Annotated in this window: 13 protein-coding genes; 4 read left to right on the forward strand and 9 right to left on the reverse strand. The window is 65.9% G+C overall.

Going from position 1 to position 21911, the window contains the following annotated elements; genetic code table 11:
- Positions 1 to 65: 65 nt before the first annotated feature.
- Together J7024_RS25875 and J7024_RS25880 are read right to left on the reverse strand one after the other, a co-directional pair.
- A complete protein-coding gene (locus tag J7024_RS25875) occupies positions 66 to 3587 on the reverse strand; it encodes a pyruvate carboxylase (protein WP_124897644.1) in 3522 nt (1173 codons plus the stop codon).
- Positions 3588 to 3858: 271 nt separating this feature from the next.
- Entirely contained in the window at positions 3859 to 4062 is a 204-nt protein-coding gene (locus J7024_RS25880; RefSeq protein WP_124897643.1) for a hypothetical protein, read from the reverse strand.
- Positions 4063 to 4158: 96 nt separating this feature from the next.
- Here J7024_RS25880 and J7024_RS25885 point away from each other — a divergent pair, with 96 nt between their 5' ends.
- Positions 4159 to 4536: a hypothetical protein gene (locus J7024_RS25885; protein WP_175770630.1), complete on the forward strand. Its 378-nt coding sequence runs from the start codon at positions 4159 to 4161 to the stop codon at positions 4534 to 4536.
- 95 nt (positions 4537 to 4631) lie between these two features.
- On the opposite strand, the gene J7024_RS25890 is transcribed toward J7024_RS25885, so the two are convergent.
- The 3 genes from J7024_RS25890 to J7024_RS25900 all read right to left on the reverse strand — a co-directional run bounded on the left by J7024_RS25890 (position 4632) and on the right by J7024_RS25900 (position 8099).
- Positions 4632 to 5564: a PfkB family carbohydrate kinase gene (locus J7024_RS25890; protein ID WP_124897641.1), complete on the reverse strand. Its 933-nt coding sequence runs from the start codon at positions 5562 to 5564 to the stop codon at positions 4632 to 4634.
- Positions 5565 to 5576: 12 nt separating this feature from the next.
- The gene (gene aroB, locus J7024_RS25895; protein ID WP_124897640.1) at positions 5577 to 6689 is read right to left on the reverse strand and encodes a 3-dehydroquinate synthase; all 1113 of its coding nucleotides are present in this window, start codon (positions 6687 to 6689) and stop codon (positions 5577 to 5579) included.
- Between the two features lie 87 nt (positions 6690 to 6776).
- Positions 6777 to 8099, reverse strand: a complete 1323-nt coding sequence (locus J7024_RS25900; RefSeq protein WP_124897639.1) for an MFS transporter — start codon at positions 8097 to 8099, stop codon at positions 6777 to 6779.
- 290 nt (positions 8100 to 8389) lie between these two features.
- On the opposite strand from J7024_RS25900, the gene J7024_RS25905 reads away from it, so the two are divergent.
- Both J7024_RS25905 and J7024_RS25910 read left to right on the forward strand, forming a co-directional pair.
- Positions 8390 to 9508 (forward strand): LacI family DNA-binding transcriptional regulator, encoded by a 1119-nt coding sequence (locus J7024_RS25905; RefSeq protein WP_175751863.1) that lies wholly within the window; start codon positions 8390 to 8392, stop codon positions 9506 to 9508.
- A gap of 208 nt (positions 9509 to 9716) precedes the next feature.
- Positions 9717 to 15179, forward strand: a complete 5463-nt coding sequence (locus J7024_RS25910; RefSeq protein WP_234745588.1) for an AAA family ATPase — start codon at positions 9717 to 9719, stop codon at positions 15177 to 15179.
- A 25-nt stretch (positions 15180 to 15204) separates the two neighbouring features.
- Here J7024_RS25910 and J7024_RS25915 read toward each other — a convergent pair whose 3' ends face one another.
- Entirely contained in the window at positions 15205 to 16266 is a 1062-nt protein-coding gene (locus J7024_RS25915) for a hypothetical protein (RefSeq protein WP_175858513.1), read from the reverse strand.
- Positions 16267 to 16474: 208 nt separating this feature from the next.
- Here J7024_RS25915 and J7024_RS25920 point away from each other — a divergent pair, with 208 nt between their 5' ends.
- The gene (locus J7024_RS25920; protein WP_124897635.1) at positions 16475 to 16897 is read left to right on the forward strand and encodes a PGDYG domain-containing protein; all 423 of its coding nucleotides are present in this window, start codon (positions 16475 to 16477) and stop codon (positions 16895 to 16897) included.
- Between the two features lie 343 nt (positions 16898 to 17240).
- On the opposite strand, the gene J7024_RS25925 is transcribed toward J7024_RS25920, so the two are convergent.
- From J7024_RS25925 to J7024_RS25935, 3 genes are all read right to left on the reverse strand, one after another.
- A complete protein-coding gene (locus J7024_RS25925) occupies positions 17241 to 18623 on the reverse strand; it encodes an MFS transporter (RefSeq protein ID WP_175751860.1) in 1383 nt (460 codons plus the stop codon).
- 745 nt (positions 18624 to 19368) lie between these two features.
- The gene (locus J7024_RS25930) at positions 19369 to 20580 is read right to left on the reverse strand and encodes a M24 family metallopeptidase (protein WP_124897634.1); all 1212 of its coding nucleotides are present in this window, start codon (positions 20578 to 20580) and stop codon (positions 19369 to 19371) included.
- 229 nt (positions 20581 to 20809) lie between these two features.
- Positions 20810 to 21841: a GlxA family transcriptional regulator gene (locus tag J7024_RS25935; RefSeq protein WP_390680787.1), complete on the reverse strand. Its 1032-nt coding sequence runs from the start codon at positions 21839 to 21841 to the stop codon at positions 20810 to 20812.
- Positions 21842 to 21911: the final 70 nt, after the last annotated feature.

A 21911-nucleotide genomic window follows, 5' to 3' on the forward strand; every position in this document is an offset into this window, starting at 1 on the left:
GTCGGCCGGCGTGCCGGCTGCGATGCCCGGCACCGGTCAGTACGGACGACCGAGCGCGGCAACACTCATTGCGCCGGGTCTTTCAGCTCGATCAGCAGATCCTTCGCCGCGACCCGCTCGCCGGGCTTCACGTGCACGGCCGCGATTTCGCAATCGCGTTCCGCCGCGATGTGGGTTTCCATCTTCATCGCCTCCAGCGCGATCAGCGTCGTGCCGGCCGCCACGCGCTGCCCCGGCTGCACGGCAACCGTCACCACCGAGCCCGGCATCGGCGCCGCGACGTGCAGCGGATTGCCCGGATCGGCGCGCTGCAGCCCGTGGCGCTCCTTGCCCGCCTGCACGACCATCTTCTGCTCGATCAGCGCGGAACGCGACTGACCGTTCAGTTCGAACAGCACCTTCACGATGCCGTCCTGCGCATCGGCGTGCTGCCCCTGCAGCGACACGAGCAGCGTCTTGCCCGGCTCGATGTCGATCGCCACTTCCTCCTGCGGCTGCAGCCCGTACAGGAACGCGGGCGTCGGCACCACCGACGTGTCGCTGTACGCGCGCACGTGCGCGTAGTAGTCGACCGTCTGCTTCGGATACATCAGGTACGACGCCAGTTGCCGATCGTCGAGCGGCTGCTCGCACGCGGCCTCGGCCTGCTTGCGCACCGCGTCCAGATCGACCGGCGGAATCTGGTCGCCCGGGCGATACGGCGCCGGCGGCTCGCTCTTCAACACCTTGCGCGACAGCTCCGCCGGGAAACCGTCGGGCGGGAAGCCCAGCTCGCCCTTGAACAGCGACACGACCGATTCCGGAAACGCGATGTCCTTATCCGGGCTGCGCACGTCGTCCACGCCGAGATCGTTCGCGACCATCATCAGCGCCATGTCGCCGACCACCTTCGACGTCGGCGTGACCTTCACGATGTCGCCGAACAGGCGGTTCACGTCCGCATACGCACGCGACACCTCGGTCCAGCGATGATCGATGCCGAGCGAGCGCGCCTGCTCGCGCAGGTTCGTGTACTGCCCGCCCGGCATTTCGTGGCGATAGACATCGGCCGTGCCTGCACGGATCTCCGATTCGAACGGCGCGTAATAGCGGCGCACGCCTTCCCAGTACATCGATGCTTCGTGCAGGCGGTCCTGATCCAGCCCAGGGTCGCGTTCGCTGCCGGCCAGCGCGGCCGCGATGCTCGACAGGTTCGGTTGCGACGTGAGCCCGCTCATCGCATCGAGCGCGCCGTCCACCGCGTCGCAGCCCGCACCGACCGCCGCGAGCACCGACGCCGCAGCGATCCCGCTCGTGTCGTGCGTATGGAAATGCACGGGCAGCCCGGTTTCTTCCTTGAGCGCCTTCACGAGCGTCGCGACCGCCTGCGGACGGCAGATGCCGGCCATGTCCTTGATGCCGAGCACGTGCACGCCGGCCTGCTGCAGCTCGCGCGCGATGCCGACGTAATACTTGAGGTCGTACTTCGAACGCGACGTGTCGAACAGGTCGCCGGTGTAGCAGATCGCGCCTTCGCACAGCATCCCGCTCTCGCCCACCGCATCGATCGCCACGCGCATGTTGCGCACCCAGTTCAGCGAATCGAACACGCGGAACACGTCCACGCCGGCACTGGCCGCCTGCTGCACGAAGAAGCGCACGACGTTGTCCGCGTAGTTCGTATAACCGACCGCGTTCGAGCCGCGCAGCAGCATCTGGAACAGGATGTTCGGCACGCGTTCTCGCAGCAGCGCGAGCCGCTCCCACGGGTCTTCCTTCAGGAACCGCAGCGCGACGTCGAACGTCGCGCCGCCCCAGCATTCGAGCGAGAACAGCTGCGACAGCTCGCGCGCATAGAACGGCGCGATCGGCAGCATGTCGGCGGTGCGCATGCGCGTCGCGAACAGCGACTGGTGCGCGTCACGCATCGTCGTGTCGGTCAGCAGCACCTGCTTCTGGTCGAGCATCCAGCGCGCGAATTTCTCGGGACCAAGCTCACGCAAGCGATCGCGAGTGCCCGCAGGAATCGCCACGGCCGTATCGATCTTCGGCAACACCGGCTTCGGCAACGGCAGTGCCGGCAGCGTGCGGCCGCTCATCTCGGCGTTTCCGTTCACGTTCAGCTCGCCGAGATAGCGCAGCAGCTTCGTCGCGCGATCGCCGCGCTTCGCGAATGCGAGCAGCTCCGGCGTCTTGTCGATGAAGCGCGTCGTCACGTCGCCCGCGATGAAGGCCGGGTGATTGATCACGTTCTCGAGGAACTGCAGGTTCGACGTGACGCCGCGAATGCGGAACTCGCGCAGCGCGCGATCCATCCGGTGGATCGATTCGGCCGCCGTCGGCGCCCAGGTCGTGACCTTCACGAGCAGCGAGTCGTAGTACGGCGTGATCACCGCGCCGCCATAGGCGGTGCCGGCATCGAGGCGCACGCCGAAGCCCGCCGCGCTGCGATACGCGGTGAGCCGCCCGTAGTCGGGCAGGAAGTCGTTCTCCGGATCCTCGGTCGTGATCCGGCATTGCAATGCGTTGCCATTCAGCGGAATCGCCTGCTGTTCCGGCACGCCTGCCGCACGTGCGACAAGCGCGCCGTCGCCGTCCGTTGCGTCCTCGGCGAGACCAATACGGGCGCCTTCCGTGATGCGAATCTGCGCCTTCACGATGTCGATGCCGGTGATCATCTCCGTCACCGTGTGCTCGACCTGGATGCGCGGGTTCACCTCGATGAAGTAGAACTGGCCGGTGTCGGCATCCATCAGGAATTCGACGGTACCTGCATGCGTATAGCCCACGGCGCGCATCAGGCGCAGCGCGGATTCGCACAGCGCCTGCCGGCCCGCGTCGTCGAGATATGGCGCCGGTGCGCGTTCGACGACCTTCTGGTTGCGTCGCTGCACCGTGCAGTCGCGCTCGTACAAATGCACGACCGTGCCGTGCAGGTCGCCGAGCACCTGCACCTCGACGTGCCGCGCATTGCGCACGAGTTTCTCGACGTACACCTCGTCGTTGCCGAATGCGGCCAGCGCCTCGCGGCGCGCGACAGGCAGCAGGGTTTCGAGGTCCCGAGCGTTTTCCAGTACGCGCATCCCGCGTCCACCGCCGCCCCAGCTCGCCTTCAGCATCAGCGGATAGCCGACCTCCGCGGCCAGCGCCCGGCACGCGTCGAGATCGCCCGGCAGCGGCGCGGTCGCGGGCATCACCGGCACGCCGGCGGCGATCGCCGCGTTGCGCGCGGCCACCTTGTTGCCGAGCGTGCGCATCACGTCCGGCGACGGGCCGATCCAGCGGATGCCCGCATCGATCACGGCCTGCGCGAAGTCCGGGTTCTCGGACAGGAAGCCGTAACCGGGGTGAATCGCGTCGACCTTCGCCTGCCGCGCGACACGCAGGATGTCGTCGATGTCCAGATACGCGGCGAGCGGCTTCTTGCCCTCGCCGATCAGGTAACTCTCGTCCGCCTTGAAGCGATGCAGCGCGAGGCGGTCTTCCTTCGAATACACCGCCACCGTGCGGATGTTCAGCTCGGCGGCGGCACGCATCACGCGAATCGAGATTTCCGAGCGGTTCGCGATCAGGATGGACTGGATGGGAGTGGGCGTCACGGCAGCCATGGATAGTGAATAGTTGAATCAAGCACGCCGATGCGCCGTCCGCCACCCGCTTGCTTCACTGGGCGGCGTGCGGATCGTCGCATCGGTCATTCGCGGTTGCATCGTCCCGGCTTTCGCCAGTCGACATGTTCGCCATATCGCCCGAGGGCCGCTATAACCGTCGCGACGATGAATGGTATCCAGCCGACCAGGCGAAAACGAGGGACCGGCTCGCCGGCCGGCCGTCGGTCGACACACGGCGACCCGCGCCACGGCCGGGCTCGCGACAGGATCAGTCGCGGTGGTCGAAAAGCGGTGCGTGATCCATCCAGTCGTAGCCTGTCGCGCCTTTCGCCCAGGCCCAGTTCGTATCGCGGCGTCGTTCGCCGAAGCGCCCGGATGTCATGGCAGATGGATTCGCGTCCGTCACGTGTTCCTGCACAACGCGACGCGCGTCGTTCCCGGATACCGGGTTTCGTTTGCCGTAGCCAGTCATTGCATCACCTTTCGATTGGAAAGCGGGTCGTCCCTCGAACTGCCGGGTTCGTATCGTTCCATGTGGAAAGACCGGTCGGACGAGAAGACATCGAGAATGTCGCTCCGGTTACGCAAAAAGCAGGCCACGTCGCCGGTCGGACGGACGGCGTTGATGGGCGGTGACCGGATGCGCGATCCGGTCCCGCACCGTCTCATGGATGAAATTGATATTTCAATTCTGAAATCAACGCATGCCGTCGTGATCCGGGCCATCAGCCCGATCGGGCACGCATGCGATCACCGCGCCGGGAAGGCCCGCGACCGTCAGACCTCGCGGGCCGAGACAGCCGAAGGCCTGCCGCCCTGCAAGAGCCCTGCATTATTTTTTTGCGTCTGTCGAAATCGATATGCCGACTCGCTTGAAAAACGCCGGGTGCGAGATTTTCTCGGTCATTTCAGCGTGACGCATCGCGAAATGAATTCGACGGCTTGAATGCGACACGGGCCGTGCATCGCGCCAGCCGACTTGCTGCATGCCGGGCGGCGTATGCGGCACGCCTCGCGCGCGGCCCGCCGGCCCCTCGCCTGCTAACACAATAGATGTTGAGTGGCGCTGAGCCGCTCTTCCAGAGCCTGCCATCGCGGCGCACCGGCGCGCCCCCCGAAGTGCTCGCATTTCATTGCGGCGGCGACGCTTGCCGCGCGAACGGTTGTCTCGAGATTCCAGCCGCGTGTCATCCCGTATGCATAGGTCCCATGCCACACATCGCCCGCATTCAGCGTATCCACGGCACGAATCTTGATCGCGGGGAAGTGCCGCACCGTTCCGCCATGATCGCCTTTCTCCCAAATGATCGATCCTCGTGCCCCGAGGGTCACGCCGACGACACTGGCGCTCAGGGTTGCGGCCACCTCCTTGAGCGCCTCTTCCGGCAGCACTGCATCGCTGAGCGAATGCAATGCCGGCTCCGACAGCAGGACGTGATCGGCCAACGGCATCATGAAACGCAGATCGTCGACAGGCGCGACATCGGCGTCGAGGATCGCGGGAACGCCATGCCGCCGGGCCTCTTCAAAGAGCCGCGCCGCACCCTGCGTCCACCGCATGTCGCACAGCACGGCGCCGGCACCGGCCACTTCATGCAACGGCAGCGAAGCCGTGTCGGTATCCAGATTCGGGTCGAAGTACGGCACGACCAGCCGCTCGCCATTGCGGTCGACGAGAATGGTGGAAAACGGCGTGCGCACATGCGGCTGGCGCCTGACTGCCGTGGTGTCGACGCCTTCATGAGCAAGATCTTCCAGGAACATCTGACCGACAGGGTCGTCGCCGATCCGGCTCCACAGGCTGACGCGGCCGCCCAGTCTCGCGATGGTGACCGCCGCAACCGTCGCCATGCCCGATGCGGCCTGCACCGCGGCAGTCGGCAGGATCTTTCCGCCGTGCGACGGGATATGGTCAACCTGCAGGATGGTGTCCCACAGGGCAGAACCGAGGCAGATGATGGGCTTGTCCGACATGGTTTTACATCCTTAGCAGTTGGCTTCCACAACGCTGCGGACCAGTTCGTCCGGCGCGGATTGCATCCATGCGCGTCCGCTCCCGTCGATGAGCACGAAACGAATCTCGCCGCGCTCGGACTTCTTGTCGTGGCGCATCAGTTCGATGTATCGGTCGGCGCCGAGCTTCGGGCCGACGACCGGAAGGCCCGCGCGCTTGATCGTCGCAGTCAGTCGGCGCACGAAATCGTCGGAAATCAGCCCGAGCCGAGCCGACAATTGTGCCGCCATCACCATCCCGCACCCGACCGCTTCGCCATGCAGCCACACCCCATAGCCGACGCCCGTCTCGATCGCATGACCGAAGGTGTGTCCAAAATTCAGCACCGCGCGGGCACCTGCTTCCTTTTCGTCCTTTGCCACGACCTCGGCCTTCAACTCGCAGCAGCGTTGAATCGCATAACCCAGCGCCTGTTCGTCGCGCCCCGTCAGCGCATCGATATTGGCTTCGATCCAGTCGAAGAACGCGATGTCCAGAACCGGACCATATTTGATCACCTCGGCGAGCCCGGCGGAAAACTCTCGCGCGGGAAGCGTCGACAGCGTGTCGAGATCGGCAACGACCAGGCGCGGCTGATGGAACGCACCGATCATGTTTTTTCCACGCGGATGATTGATCGCCGTTTTGCCGCCCACCGACGAATCCACCTGCGCCAGCAGCGTGGTCGGCACCTGCACGAATTCGATGCCGCGCATGTAGCACGCGGCCGCGAAACCGGCCATGTCGCCAACGACGCCGCCGCCCAACGCGAATACCACCGTCTTGCGGTCGGCCCGCCCGTCGACGAGACCATCGAAGATCCTGTTCAGCGACGCCGTGTCCTTGAACTTCTCGCCGTCGTCGAGTTCGATGTGGATCACGCGCCGATAGCGCTCCGAGATTGCGCGCGCGAGGGCGCGTGCGTACAACGGCCCCACGGTGGCATTCGTCACGATCGCGGCGCTCTCGCCTTGTCCCGCGAAGTCCCAGACCGCAGGATCGTCGAACAACCCGCGCCCGATCATGACGGGATAACTGCGCTCGCCGAGGCTGATACGCACGATACGTCTGTCCGTCTGTTGCCCTGCAACCGTTGCGACGGCCATGGCTCAATGCTCCTGTCGATAAGGTCGGATGTTGCGGGTCACACGCGTCCGGCGCATGCATGACCCCGATTCGATTCGCGACGGCCGCTAGCTCGATGCTTGCAGACGGGTGATGTCGACGCCCGAACCGCGTTCCGGGATGGGCTTGCGCACGAGGAACAGATACGACATTGCCCCGACGAGGGCGATGCCGGCGCCGGTCAGAAGAGCGGGCACGAAGGACCAGGTTTGCGCGATATATCCGGTCAGCAGAGGTGCCAGGGCGCCGCCGAGAAACCCGCCGAAGTTCTGGATCGCACCGAGCGATGCAATCCGGCTGGGCGGCGCGACCACCGTCGCCAGCGACCAGGCACAGGCCGACGATGCATTGGCCAGGAAGATGACGACGGAAACGCATGCGAGCGCAACGGTGTTGCTTTCGACAAATGTCGCCGGCACGGTGAAGACAACCATCCCGAGCATCGCGAACACCATCGCATTTCGGCGCCCGCCGACAGGCGTGGCACTGCGGCTTGCGATGCGATCGGACACCCAGCCGGCAACCAGTGCGCCAAGGAAGCCGCAGAAGAACGGCACGGCCGCGGCGAAGCCCGTCTGCGCGAGGCTCATGTGACGTGCCGTCCTCAGGTAGCCCGGCAACCACGTGAGATAGACCCAGTTCAGATAGACCGACCCGAAAAATCCGATCAGCATGCCCCAGGTCGCCGGGTAAGAGAACAGCGCGCGCCACTCGGCGAGGCTGACGTGAGCCGGCGGCTTGCCGGCTTCCACGCCCGAGTCGAGATACGCGCGCTCCTCCGCGGTCATCCGCGATTTGACGGGGTCGCGATACACGGCGATCCAGATCACGGCCACGACAAGGCCGGCGGCTCCCGTCACGAAGAAGGCCCAGCGCCAGTTCAAGACTGCGATCAACGGCGAGAGAACCAGCGGCGCGAGTGCGATGCCAAGGGGCGACGCCGAATTGAAGATCCCGGTCGGCGTGCCGCGCGACGAAGGCGGGAACCAGTTTCCGACGACGCGCGCGGCCGACGGAAACTGAGGCGCCTCCCCGATACCCAGTACCAGGCGCGCAACGATGAAGTAGCCGAACGTCGATACGAGACCGCCTGCAGCCTGCGAAACCGACCAGACCACGAGGCCGGCCCCCAGCAGCCATCGCGGACCGATGCGGTCGACCAGCGCCCCGATGGGTAACTGGCAGATCGCGTATGTCCAGGAGAACGCGGACAGGAGAACACCCATCTGCCCCATGCTGAGCCCCATGTCCGCACGGACCAGCTCGTTTGCAACCGCAAGGGTGCCGCGGTCAAGGTAATTGATGACGCCGCTGAGGACCAACAGGACCATCGCAATGGTCTGTTGACGCCGGATGCGAGGCGAGGCCGGCGGAGGCGAAGCGTGATGCATGGCGGATGTCTCCAGTTGGACTGGTCGTTCTTGGATCGACTGGAGCGACGCGTGCCGTGCCCAGTGGGATGCACCGCCGTTCCGGGCCAGTTTTCAAAAAATTGAAAGCGCAAAGCAAATATTTCCGATACATCTGGAAAATTGCGAAATACGCGAATTCTTATGGCTCATTTTGATTTGCTATACGCTTACATTTAGAGCGTAGGCGGATGGTGCGCTCGGTTCCCGAGTTGCGTCTTTTAGGGCAAACACTTATCTTTGGCGTATCGCTTACATCGCATGGATGGGTCATGGAAGTTTCCGACAGCGCAGCGTCGAGCAGCCTTTCTTCGGACGACCGGCATCCGGACGCTCACGGCGCCGACACCGCAGCAGGCGCAGGACAACCGCTGCTGGCTGACGTGGCCCGCCTGGCGGGCGTGTCGACGGCCACCGTGTCGCGCTTTCTCAACGAGCCGTCGCGCGTGACGGAGCGCACGCGGGCGAAGGTGCAGGCGGCCATTTCCCGGCTGGACTGGGTGCCCAACGCCGCAGCGCGCTCGCTGGTGTCGCGCCGCTCCTATGCCGTGGGCGCTATCGTTCCCACGCTCGAGCACGAGAAGTTTCACCAGCAGTTGCAGGCGTTCCAGGCGCGACTGGGTGCGCAAGGGCTGGGCGTTCTGGTGGCCTGCTCGTCCTACGACCCGATGGAGGGGTATCGCCAGGCGCGCAGCATGATTGCCCGTGGCGTGGACGCGTTGGCGCTGGTCGGCGACGACTACCCGGATGCGTTGTTCGAACTGCTGGTGTCGAAGGGCATCCCGTATGTGGTCACGTTCGGCAAGCGCGAGGACGCACCGCATCCCTGCGTCGGGCTCCTGCACGCACGCGCGTATGAGCTGATGACGCAGCGGTTGCTGGAACTCGGACATCAGCGCTTTGGCGTGATCTTCCAGTCTCCCGGGGACAACAGTCGCGTCCAGGCGCGGTTGGCGGCGATAAGCCGGACACTGGCGGCCAACGGCATAGCCGTCAGACCGCAACACATGGCGGTGGCCGAGGATGCCGAGAGCATCAAGGTTGGCTTCGCGAGACAAGCATTCCGGCGCATCATGACGGCCAGCCCGGCGCCCACGGCCATCATTTGCGGCAACGACATGCTGGCGGTCGGCGCATTGATCGAAGCAAACGCCATGGGCATCGACGTCCCGGGCGCCGTGTCGGTCTCCGGCTTCGACGACATAGAACTCGCGGCGCAATTTCAACCCGCGCTGACGACCATACGCGTTCCCGATCGCGACATCGGCGTCCTTGCCGCCGAGTATCTCCTCGACCGCATTGCCGGCAAGGAACGCGAATGCCCGCCGATGCTCGACGTTTCGATCATTGAACGCGAATCGACCGGGCCGGCACCTCGCCTGGAGGGCTGAGTGATGCCCGCCTGATACCTGCCGAGAGGCCACGGATAGGTGCCTGCGGAACCCCGCCAGCGAGGGATACCGCCATCGGCGCCGGAGGCGGCCGGGGAGCCTGCCGGGCCGATGCGACGCCTTCGCCCCGGCATCGCGACAGGTGCGGCGCGAGCCGAATCCAGCAGATAGAATGCCGACACACACGCAGCGTCCTCGCGATCGGCCCATGCAAAGCACAAAAATATTCCGCCTCTTCGTCAGTTCGACCTTCAGCGACTTTCAACTCGAGCGCGCGGTATTGCAGGACACGGTATTTCCGCGCGTCCGCCAATATTGCGAACGCCGTGGCGCGACCTTCCAGCCCGTTGACCTGCGCTGGGGCATCAGCGACGATCTGGCGCGGGATCGCCAGACGATGCAGATCTGCCTGTCGGAGATCGCACGCAGCCGCGCACTGTCCCCGCGGCCGAACTTTCTCGTTCTGGTCGGCGACCGCTACGGCTGGCGACCGCTCCCCGATACGCTGCCGGAATCGGTATTCGAGCGGGTCTGCGAACTCGTCGACCCGGCGGCACGCGACGATCTGCGACACGCCTACGCGCGCGACGACAACGCCGTGCCGCCCTGCTTCACGCTGAAGCCACGCAACCCGTCGGCCGGCGCTGACGACGACGCGCTCGAGCACCGGCTTGGCGAGCACTTCCGGCAGGCCGCGCCACACTGCGATCCGTCGGTGCGGCTACTGCTAGACGGCGGCGCGACGCATCAGGAAATCGTTCGCGGCATCTTCGAGCAGCCCGATGCGCACGAGCACGCGGTCGGCTGGTTCCGACGGCTGGACGGTATCGCGCCGCACATCGATCCGGCTCGCCCGCCGGCGACGCTACTCGCCGACTACGACACGAACGGCATGCGCGACGTCGACTCCCGGCACCGCCTCGACGACCTCGAAGACCGAATCCGCGCGAGTCTCGATGCCCCGCTGCTCGGTAGCGGCACGCTGACGGTCGCGCAGTTCGAGAACGACTGCCCGGAACGCGAGCGCTATTTGCGCGCGTTCGCGCGGCACGTGCTCGCAACGCTGCTGCGAATCGTGCGGGACGCGTTTCGCGCGCACGCCCGCACGTCCGCCCTCGACGACGAGAACGCCGCGCATGCGCGCTTCGCCGACGAGCGCGCGCGCGACCTGACCGGCCGCGACGCACTGATCGAACACCTTGGCCGGTACCTCGCGCCGTCGAAGCGCGCCCGCGTGCCGCTCGTCGTGTCGGGCCCCGGCGGCTCGGGCAAGTCCAGCGTGCTGGCCGCCGTATCGCGCGCTGCAAGCGCGTCGGCGAAACACGCGTGCGTCGCACGCTTCGTCGGCGTGACCGGCACGAGCAGCACGCTCGCGTCGCTCGTCACCGACGTCTGCGCGCAGCTCGACCGGCTGTACCGCCCCGACGCGCCCTCGCCGACGTTCATTGCCCCCGACGCGCTGAAGGCTGCCCTCGCACAGCGGCTCGCGCTCGCGAGCGCAGCACGACCGATCGCCCTGTTTCTCGACGGCCTCGACCAGTTGCCGCCCGCCGAGCGCGCCTGCACGCTGCTCTGGCTGCCGATGCCGCTGCCGAAGCACGTGCGCGTCGTGATGTCGTGCCGCGATACGCTGCCCGTGGCCGACCGGGCCGACCGGATCACGCTCGAGCCGCTGTCCGCACCCGACGCTTCCCGCCTGCTCGACACCTGGCTCGCCGAGCGCGAACGCACGCTCACAGCCGAGCAGCGCCGCACCGTGCTCGACGGCTTCGCCGCGTGCGCGCTGCCGCTGTGGCTCAAGCTGGCGTTCGAGATCGCGAGCGGCTGGTCGAGCACGACGGAGCCGCAATCACTGCCGGGTACGCTCGACGGCATCATCGGCCACACGTTCGACGTGCTCGCGCGCCGCCATCCGCATGCATTGCTGAAACACGCGCTCGGCTATCTGGCGGCGAGCCGCCACGGGCTCAGCGAGGTCGAACTTGGCCGCCTGCTCGCATCGACCCCGCAGGTGCTGGACGAATTCCGCCGCGGCAGCTACTTCGCGTGGGACGTGGCCGCGCGCGGGCTGCCGCCGGTACTGTGGTCGCGGCTGCGGCTCGATCTCGCCGCCTATCTCACCGAAAAGCACGTAGACGGCAACCTGCTATGCACGTTCTTTCACCTCGAATTCTCGGCGGCGGCGCTCGCGCGGCTCGATGCCGCCGACCAGCGCGCGTGCCGGCAGCGAATCGCCGCCGCGTTCTCCACGCCGGACGGCACCGAGCTGATCCGCGCGACCGAACGGCGCGAGCCCGACGCGCTGCGGCGCCTGACCGAGCAGGCGTGGCAACTGAACGCGTGCGGCGAAACGCAAGCCGTACGCGCGTTGCTCGTCGACTTCTCGTACCTGATGGCGAAGTGCGCCGCCCGGCGCGTGGCCGATCTGCTCGACGACTATCGGAACGCCGAGGCCTGCGACGGCACGTTGCACGCATGGCGGCGCTTTTTCGAGGCGAACGCGTCGCTGCTGCTTCAGGACCGGCCTGACTGGCCCGCGCACCGGATTCTGCTGCAGCTTGCCGCCGAAGAAGCCGACGACAGCCCGATCGCGACGGCCGCGGACCGCTGGCTCGCGTCGGGTGCATGCACGTGGCTGTGGCTGCGCCGCCGCGACCGGCCGCGCCATGCGACCGTGCCGGCGTTGCGTGCCCGCTTCATCTGCCCCGAGCCGCCGGCCGACGTATCGGCGTTCGAGAAAGTCCTGCCGTTGCCCGACGGACGGCTGGCCACGCTCGATCCCGCGCATGACCACCGCGAGGAAGACAGCGTCTTCGGCAAACTAGGGTACCTCGATACGTTCGTACGCGTGTGGAACCGCGATTCCGGCCTGATCGAGCTCGAACTGCGCGGGCATCGCAACAGCGTCAGCGGCTTCACCGATCTGCCGGGCGGGCGGCTGGCGACCGCATCGCTCGACGGGACCGTACGCCTGTGGTCGCTCGACGACGGCAAGTGCCTGCAAATCGAGAACATCGGCGACGTCAAGATCGACGCACTCGCGAAACTTCCGTCGTCGCGACTGCTGCTCGCATGCGACGACGGACGAGTCGAATGCCGACGGCACGACGATCTGTCGCTGCTCGCAACGATGCGGCACGGCGGCGGGTGGTGCGAACTCGAGCCGGTCGACGACCTGCACGCGATCGTCGTCGCCCGCGATGGCGAAACGGTCGTCGAGCGCTGGCTGTGGCGCACGGACGGCGACACCGCCACACAGATCTGCCGCGACGGTCACGTCGTCGTGCCGGACGCCGATCGACCGGGCCGATCGTCCCGTGTGTTCAGTTGGGAAGCGGCACGGGAAGATGCCCCCGACGCCGGCGTTCGCTGCGCGCGCGTTGCGTGGAACGATGCATCGCTCGATGCAGCGGCGCTGTTCGCACGCGCTCCCGCTCGCGCGTCCACCGGCAAACCCTCGGACGTCTCGGTTCGTTCCGCGACGTCGCTGGGCGATGGCACCGTCGCGGTCACACTCGATGACGGTCAGCTCTGCGTCGTCGACGCCGCCGACCGGACGATCGTCTTCTGCGACATGCGCGGCGCGACATCGCTCGACGAGCCGGACGAAGGTTATCGCGACGCGGGCACGCTACGCTTCGCGAACGGCGATCTGTGCGACTGGCACAGCGCAGGCGATCAATACTGCATCCGGCGCTGGTCGCGAGACGGTACGCCGCTCGCCAACTGGACCGGCGAGCGTGCCTTGATCGCGCTGTCGCAGTGCGCGGACGGGCTGCTGCTCTTGCGCTTCATGTTCGTCGACGAAGGCAACCCGACCATGCATCCGATCGAGCGCTGGGATCCCGAAAGTGGCCGCTGCGTCACGCGCATGATCGGCCACTACAACTACGTAAACGATGCGCGCGAACTACCGGACGGGAACTTCGTGTCGTGGTCGCTCGACGACGGCACCGTACGCACGTGGGACCGGGCAACCGGCCACGCGCGGGCCGTCTTCAACCTGCGCGGTTTCGTGAACGCCGTGTGGCTGCTCGACGACGGCACCGTGCTCGCATCGATCTACGACACGCTGTTTCGCTACGATTGCGCGCACGTCGACTCGCCCGGGCCGGCCTGCGGCGGCATTCACGTCGACGGCGGGCTCGCGCTGACGTGGCAGGACAGCAGGCATGCGGTGCTCTGGCGCCGGGCGACGCGACAAGCGCTGCTGCGTATCGCGAATCCGGGCGGCTGGACGGGCGCGCGCATGCTGACGCCGGACCACCTGCTCGCGTGGGATACACACGCGGACCAGTGGACATTGTGGAAACGACGGGGCGACGCAGCGATCGACGCCGAGCAAATCGCGACAATCGCGCTGCCCGTGACCTACCGCGCGCAGAGTTACGCGTCGATCGACCAGATCGGCGACGTCGTCATGTTCACGCTGACGGCAGACGAGTATGACCGCGTGCATGTGGTCGTCCATCGGCTCGACAACGGCGAGTGCATCGTCAACCGGTTGCTGCCGATCGACAAGGCCAGCATCGAGTCGACCGACGTGCGTCCGGTCGGCACTGACGTGCTCGTGCTGCTGTATCGAGGCGGCGCGACGCTGGTGCGCATCGCCGGCTCCGATGCAACCACCGACGACATGCCGCCGATCGAACTCGCGCAGACTGACGACGGCGTCCTGGACGTGCGGGTCCTCGAAAACGGCAGCTTCGCGACCATCGCGAAGCGCTGCGTAAAAGTGTGGAGTGCGGCCGGACAATGCACGCTTACGCTGCGGCTGAAGGGGGACGGCATCCGCGACGCCGTCGTGGCACACGGTCGCATGCTGATCGCGTCGGCGACGCACTACCGGATCGTCGATCTTCGCACGCAGGCGGCTTCGGATGACGCGACCGACCCTATCGAAGCGCCCCGCGGCTTCGCGATCACGCGGGTCACAGCCGCGCCGGACGGGCGCCTCTTCGTCGAGATGCGCAAAGGCAAGCGACAGCAGCTCGACGTCGTCGATCCGCGCGCCGGTGTCGCGCGCATCCGGCTCGCGCAATTACCCGAGATCGATCAGGATTCCCGGGCGCCCACCGCACTGGACACGGTCGACGCTTGCACCGGCGATCGCCCCAACGGCGACCACGGCGCATACGGCATATTCGCCGTGTTCGGCAGTCAGACCTGGTGCGTGTGCGAGCCGGACGGCCGCGTGCGCCGCACGTTCGACGGCTCGTTCGACCGCGCCGCGCGATTCGCGCTCGAACCGGACCGACGCACGCTGTTGGCGATCGAGTACAACTGTTGTACGGCTTACGATCTGGACGACGAGACGCCGCCGCGACGCATGGCGGGCGCCGTCCCGCTCGCATGCTTCGAGCCGTCGGCGATCAGCGTGACCGACCGCGAGGACGTGTTCATGCTGCGCGGCACGCAAGCATACGCGGAGCCCGTTTATTGGGCGATCGACGAAAGCGGCGGCATCACCGGGCTCAGCGATCTCGTCGACGGCACTCTCATGGCCAAGGGCTACAACGGGATCTACGGGCATCAGGACAGCGGATTCTGGCTCGACGCGTGGCATGGCGGCAGGCGCTTGCGCGAAGCGCCGCCGGTTGCCGCCGCCGTGCCCCACGCCCACGACGAGAGCAGCATGGACGACGAGGACAACACCTGTACCGCCCGTTAGCGCCGCGCCATGGTTCGGCCGCCGCTCAGCCGATCTGCAGATCCTTGCTGCGCAGCGCGACGTGCCAGCCGCTCGCCTCGGAAATCACGAGCCGGTAGAGCTGGCGGATCTGCTCGTGCAGTTCCGCCAGCGCGGGCGTGCCGGGCGCATCGAGCCGCTTTTTCGCGTCGGTCAGCGCACGGACCATGTCTTCCGACTGCTGAGCGAACGTCGCGAATTCACCGGCGCCGAGAATGCCATGGCACGCTGCCGCAGCAGCCGGCAGCGACACCGCGAGCACGGACAGCCACGGATAATGGAAGAAGAAGTGCACGACGCAAATGCCGAGCGTGATCCAGAAGCACACGTTGGCAACGCGGTGCAGCCGGTGATGGATGTTTTCGCAGCGATGTGCATTGGTCTCGTGATATCCGATCTGCTGCTCGATCACGCCGACCACGAAATTGCGATAGCGGCCCACGTAGTCGCTGTCGACCGGACGGCAGACGACGGCCCCGCGGGTCTGCGCGTACCAGGTCGAATAATGGCGCGTGAGGCTGCGGTCGAGGAACGTGCCCGCGCTCGCGTCGACCTCGAGCGGCTCACCCGGAAAGCCGAGCAGCAGCTGCGCATACCGGAACTGCTCCGCATGCACGCGGTTTTCGACCCAATTGCGCCGCCACGCCTGATTCGCGCGCAAGCCGAACACGCCGAGCAGCTTCCCGGCGAGTGCGCCGCGCTCGTTCTCGCGCCCGAGCACGTGAATCACCAGGATGGTCAGGATGCAGCCCCCCTCGGCCACCGTGAACACCCGGCCGAAGTGGTGTGCGACCGCCTCGTCGAGCGCGAACGGAATCGCGGCGAGCGTGACGGCGACGACGCCGAGCGTGAAGTTCATCAGAAAGCCGAAGCGGTAACGCGTGCCCATGCGGATCGATTCCGCTTCGTAGTAGGCGGCTTGCTCGTGCAGGCTCGGCAGATCGACGAGCGGTTGGGCCGCACCGTCCGACGTGGGGTGGTGCGGCGTTTTCCCGCCGAATATTCGGCGAAACAGCGCCCATGCGAACGAACATATACGGTCGAACGGCGTAGCGTAGGGGTGGTCCATGATCGATATTGGATGATTGGAATGATCGTTTTGGTCTCGTGCGCTGCAACGTGTAATCGTGACGATTTCGCCGGTCACGCGCAAGCGTCGCGCGCCGCGGCGGTAGGCGACGTTGCCTGGAGCCGCTACCATATGCGCTGATTGCGGTGCCGGCTGCGGCACCGCCCCGCCGCAAGCCGCACGACCCGCAACCCCACCTCCGATGCCGATGACAATCGACCTGGCGACCGACCCCGAAGCCCGCGCGTTCTCGAAGCAAAGCTCGCCCGTCGAGGTCGAAATCGCATCGTGCGCGGGCACGCTGGCAACGCTGGAGGGCGAGGTGGCATACAACTGCGGCGACGCGCTCATCACGGGCGTTGCCGGCGAACGGTGGCCGGTCGCCCGCGCGCGGTTCGACGCGACCTACGCGCCGGTGCCGCCGACCGGGCCCGGGCAATCCGGGCAATACCGGCGCCTGCCGAACCGCGTGCTCGCGAAACAGATGGGCGACGCATTCGACGTGCAGCTCGGCGAGCGCGGATCGCTGCACGGCAAGCCGGGCGACTGGCTCGTGCAATATGCGCCGGGCGACCAGGCCGTCGTCGCCGCGCAGATCTTCCGGCAGACATACCGTCCGGCCGACGACTAGCCGCGCGGCGAGCGGCTTCCGCCTGGCAGCAAGGCCGTGAGGCGGCAGGCAGGCATTCGCCGAGAGCCTGTTCGACGCGCAACACGACACGCTGGATGGATTCCGCCCCCTCCCCGCCTGCCCCTGGATATTCGTGCACGAAGCCGGCCGCATACCGCCTGCGGGCAGGCTCCGGGGAGGGCCACGCACGCCGCGGCGTGCTACCCGGCGCGGCTCCCGCGATGGCGAGCAAATTTCACCCGGTCGGGCGACAACCGGCCGGAACGACGCGAGAATGAAATAACCGCCGCGCGGCGCTTCGGTTCAAGCCAGTCGGAAACCGTTCGAACGAGTCATCGCATCGTCAATCGTCCGCAAGCGGCCGCTTCGACGTTTCGCTGCTCGCGAGCATCGCGACCAGCGCGACACCCGCCGCCCCGACCAGATACCATGCCGGTGCCAGCTTGTTCCCGGTCGCCCCGATCAGCCACGTCGCGACCAGCGGCGCCGTCCCGCCGAACAGCGCATTCGCCGCATTGAAGCAGAACGCAAAACCGGTGTAACGCACCCGGGTCGGGAAAATCTCCGACAGAAAGCAGGGCAAAGTCCCGTCGTTCATCGTCAGCAGCGCGCCGAACGCGATCTGGATCATTACGATCGTCGCGAAGCTCGCGCCGGCCAGCCCCCTGAACAGCGGCACCGTCAGAACCGCGAACATCACCGATGCGCCGATCAGCATCGTCTTGCGTCCGACGCGATCCGACAGCGCGCCCATCAGGAAGATCAGCCCGATGTATGCGGCCAGCGAAATCGTCGCCGCGATGAACGACTCGGTCTCGCCGATACCCATTTCGGTAGACAGATAGGTCGGCATGTAGCTCAACACGAGGTAGAACGCCACGGCGTTCAGACACGTCACGCCGAACGCGATCAGCATCTTGCCGCGATACCGTGTCAGCAGCTCTGTGGCCGGCGCCTGAGAGACATGGTGCGCGCCTTCGAGCGCCTTGAATTTCGGCGTGTCCTCGAGCCGAATACGGATATAGCGTCCGACCAGGCCGAACGGCGCAGCCAGCAGGAATGGCAGACGCCAGCCGAAGTCGTGCAGTTGCTGCGACGTCAGCACCGCGTGCATCACCGCGATGAAGATCGACCCGAACAACAGGCCGGCCGCGGTGCTGGCCGGCACGATGCTGGTGTAGAACCCGCGCTTGCCTTCCGGCGCATATTCGGCAAGGAACGCCGACGCGCCCGCATACTCGCCCGACGCCGAGAAACCCTGCACGACCCGCACCAGCAGCAGCAAGACCGGGGCGACCATCCCGACCTGCGCATAAGTCGGCAGGAACGCTATCAGGAACGTCGAACACGACATGATCAGGATCGACAGCGACAGCGCGGTCCGGCGCCCCACCCTGTCGCCGAAGTGTCCCCACACCACGCCGCCCAGCGGGCGGATCACGAACGAGATCGCGAACACGCCATACGCGGCCAGCAGCCCCGTCGTCGCGTCGCTCTTCGGGAAGAACACGACCGCGATGACGGTCGCGAGATACCCGTAGGATGCGTAATCGAACCATTCGACGAAATTGCCGATGAAGCTCGCACATGCGGCGCGCCCGAGCAGCCGCGAATCGACCTCCCCGCGCGCGGGCGTGCCGCCGCTCGAATGCGCGGCGCCGCCCTGGCCTGGCAACCATGTGCCGGCATCAGCCGACCGGTCCGACATTACCTTTCTGGTACTCATGCTCAGTCTCCAAACTGAATAGTACGTTACGGTGTCATGGCCGCCATCCGTGATTCGATCGATCGTGCGGTGAGTGCACTGCGCAGTGCCGAATCGCGGCCGTTCAAACGCATGGTAGAAGCTGGAGTCCGGGGAAGATTTTCCTTTTCGACAATAAACTCCCTGTATTCGACATCGAGGGTTAACACCGCCGACCGTCGGGCAGTGCGCCGCCGCGCTCGCGCCCGAAGAGCGCCGTGTCGGCAGCAATCACATGTCGGGAATCTGAAGTTATGAGGAAAGCCGGCATCGCGCACGCGGCGATGCATCGCAGTGCGCGAACGCGCCAGCGCGTGATTGTCACGTGGGAGAGGACGACCATCGAAGACTGTCGATGGAGAGCGGCAGGAAACGCAGGTGCCTGGACGAACCGTCCGCACACGCGCGTCGACCGGCCACTTGACAGCCGGTCAGACGAAACCGGGCAACCCGGGAATGGGGGGGATGACGCAGGATCGATCAGACGGAACGCCGGACCGCGATCGCTCGCGAAGACAGATGGCCGCATGCCCTGCCGGTTCGCGCATCGATCGCGACAGGCCTCGCGATCGACTCGACATGCTTCGCATAACGGAATAGCCGACGTGGACGATCCTGGCGGATCGCCCTCCGTCGGCTACAGGATGCCTGCCATGCCGCGTGCGGCGTCATCCGTCAACGCGCTGGATGCCGCTGCTACGGCGGACGTCGCGCATCGACATGCCGCTCACGTCTTGATGATGTTGTGTTCCGGGCCGTACGGGAAGCCGGTGATGTTGGTTGCGCCGCGCTCGCCGACGACGAGGATGTCGTGCTCGCGATAGCCACCCGCGCCCGGGTGCCCCTGCGGCATCATGATCATCGGTTCCATCGATACGACCATGTTCGGCTCCAGCACGGTATCGATGTCCTCGCGCAGTTCAAGCCCCGCCTCGCGTCCGTAGTAGTGCGACAGCACGCCGAACGAGTGGCCGTACCCGAACGTGCGGTATTGCAGCAGCCCGTATTCCGCGTAGATCTTGTTGAGTTCGAGCGCGATATCGCCGCAGCGGACGCCGGGCTTGATCAGCTTCAGTCCCGCTTCGTGCACTTCGACGTTGACCTTCCACAAATGCAGATGTTCATCCGGACAGTGGTCGAAGAACATCGTGCGCTCCAGTGCCGTGTAGTAGCCGGCAATCATCGAGAAGCAGTTCAGACTCAGAATGTCGCCCTTCTGCACCTTGCGCGTGGTGACGGGATTGTGCGCGCCATCCGTGTTGATGCCGGACTGGAACCACGTCCACGTATCCATCAGTTCCGACTCGGGGAAGCGTCGCGCGATCTCGCGCACCATCGCCTGCGTGGACGCCAGCGCGACTTCGTGTTCGGGCACGCCTTCGTGCACCGCGGCAGCCAGCGCCGCGCCGCCGACATCGCAGACGTTCGCGCCATGCTTGATCAGCGCGATTTCCTCGTCGGACTTGATCATGCGCATGCGCATCGTCTGCACACCGATGTCGACGAACTCGACCGACGGCAGCGCCGCCTTCAGCTTCGACAGCACCTCGAGCGGCACGTGGTCGAACTCGATGCCGACGCGCCCTCGATTGTCGATCTCGGCCTGCACCGCACGGAAGAAATTGTCGCGCTGCCAGTCGGTATAGACGACGTTGTAGTCGCCGACCGTGCGCCGCCACGGCTGGCCGCCATCGATGTTCGCCGAGATCGACACGACCTTGTTCGGCGTGACGACGAGGCCGTACTTCCGGCCGAATGAACAATACAGAAAGTCGGAGTAGTAGTTGATGTTGTGATACGACGTAAACAGCGCCGCGTCGATGTTTTCGCGCGCCATCAGTTCGCGCAGCTTGCGCTGACGGTTCGCATATTCGGCATCGGAGAAGGTGTGCTTCACCTTTTCGCCATTCTCGATTCGAATCAGGTTCTCCATCTTCATGAGCTCGCTCCTCGGTAAAAAGCGTGGTGGGTGTGAGCAAATGGTAGAAGTTCGGCAAATTCGAAGATTTCCGGAATGGACATCACAATCCGCGATTTGGCCGTGTCGGGTTAACCATCAAGCCGGCACGGCCGGCCGCGCGCGAACGCGCGCGGGCCTGTCCGCCGGCGGGACGATCATCGGTACGAGCATGAATGCCGGCCGAACCCGGCAAGCGATCGCCGCCGGACTACAGCGCATTCTGGTAGCGGCGCCGGTCGGCAATCGGCGAGATCTGGAACTGTTCCTTGTAGCGCGTCGCGAAATGGGTCGTCGACGTGAATCCGGTACGCGCGCACACTTCCTCGAGCGGGGTCGCCGTGCGGTAAAGCAGTTGCCGCGCGCGCAGCAGGCGAATCTCCAGATACGCCTGCGCGGGTGACTTGCCGAGGCGATCCTGGAACCACCGCTGCAACTGTCGCTGCGACACCTGCAAATGGACAGCGATCTCGGGCACGGACAGCGTTTCCTCGACGTTGCTTTCCATCAGTTGCAAGGCCTCGTCCAGTTTCTCGTGTTCCGCGCCAATATACTGGCGCAGCGACGTCTGCTGCCGGTATTCGCGGCTGCGCGGCTCCGCGACCAGCAATTCGAGCACGCGCGCGGCCAGTGCCGGGCTGCCGGGTGCGGCTGCCAGCAGATGGACCATCAGGTCGAGCGGCGCGACGCCGCCGCTGCACGTATAGCGGTCGCGATCGATTTCGTAGAGGCGGGTGGACACGGTCAGTTTCGGAAACTGCTCCATCAGTACGTCCTGGTCCTCCCAATGGATCGTGCAGCGATAGCCGTTCAACAACCCGGCGCGCGCGAGGAAGTAGCTGCCGGTATCGAGCCCGCCGAGCGCGGTCCCGTTGCGTGCCTGCCGACGCAGCCAGTCGACGATCGCGCCGGTCCGTCGGCGCGGAATGGGATTGGGGCCGACGACGAATACCACGTCGAATGCCTCGCTGTCCGACATCGACACGTCCGGCACGACACGGATGCCGTCGCTCGACCGGACGAACGCGTCGCCGGACCCGATCAGTTGGTAGTCGTAGACTCGCCGCCCGACGACCATGTTCGCGATCCGCAATGGATCGATCGCGGCACTCAGCGCGATCAGCGAGAAGTTGTCGACCAGCAGAAAGCCGTAACGGACGATGCGAAGGTCATGAATGCCTTCGCGCGATCGGGACGGCAGCGACGATGCAGGCGCGGTTTTCGACATTGAGATGAGTGCCATCGGACGGATGCGGCATCATAGCGCCGCGGATCCGGCGGCTGCAATGAGCGTGCTCCGGCGACCGTCTTGC

The sequence above is a fragment of the Burkholderia sp. WTPI3 genome (genome assembly GCF_021483755.1).
Lineage (GTDB): Bacteria > Pseudomonadota > Gammaproteobacteria > Burkholderiales > Burkholderiaceae > Burkholderia.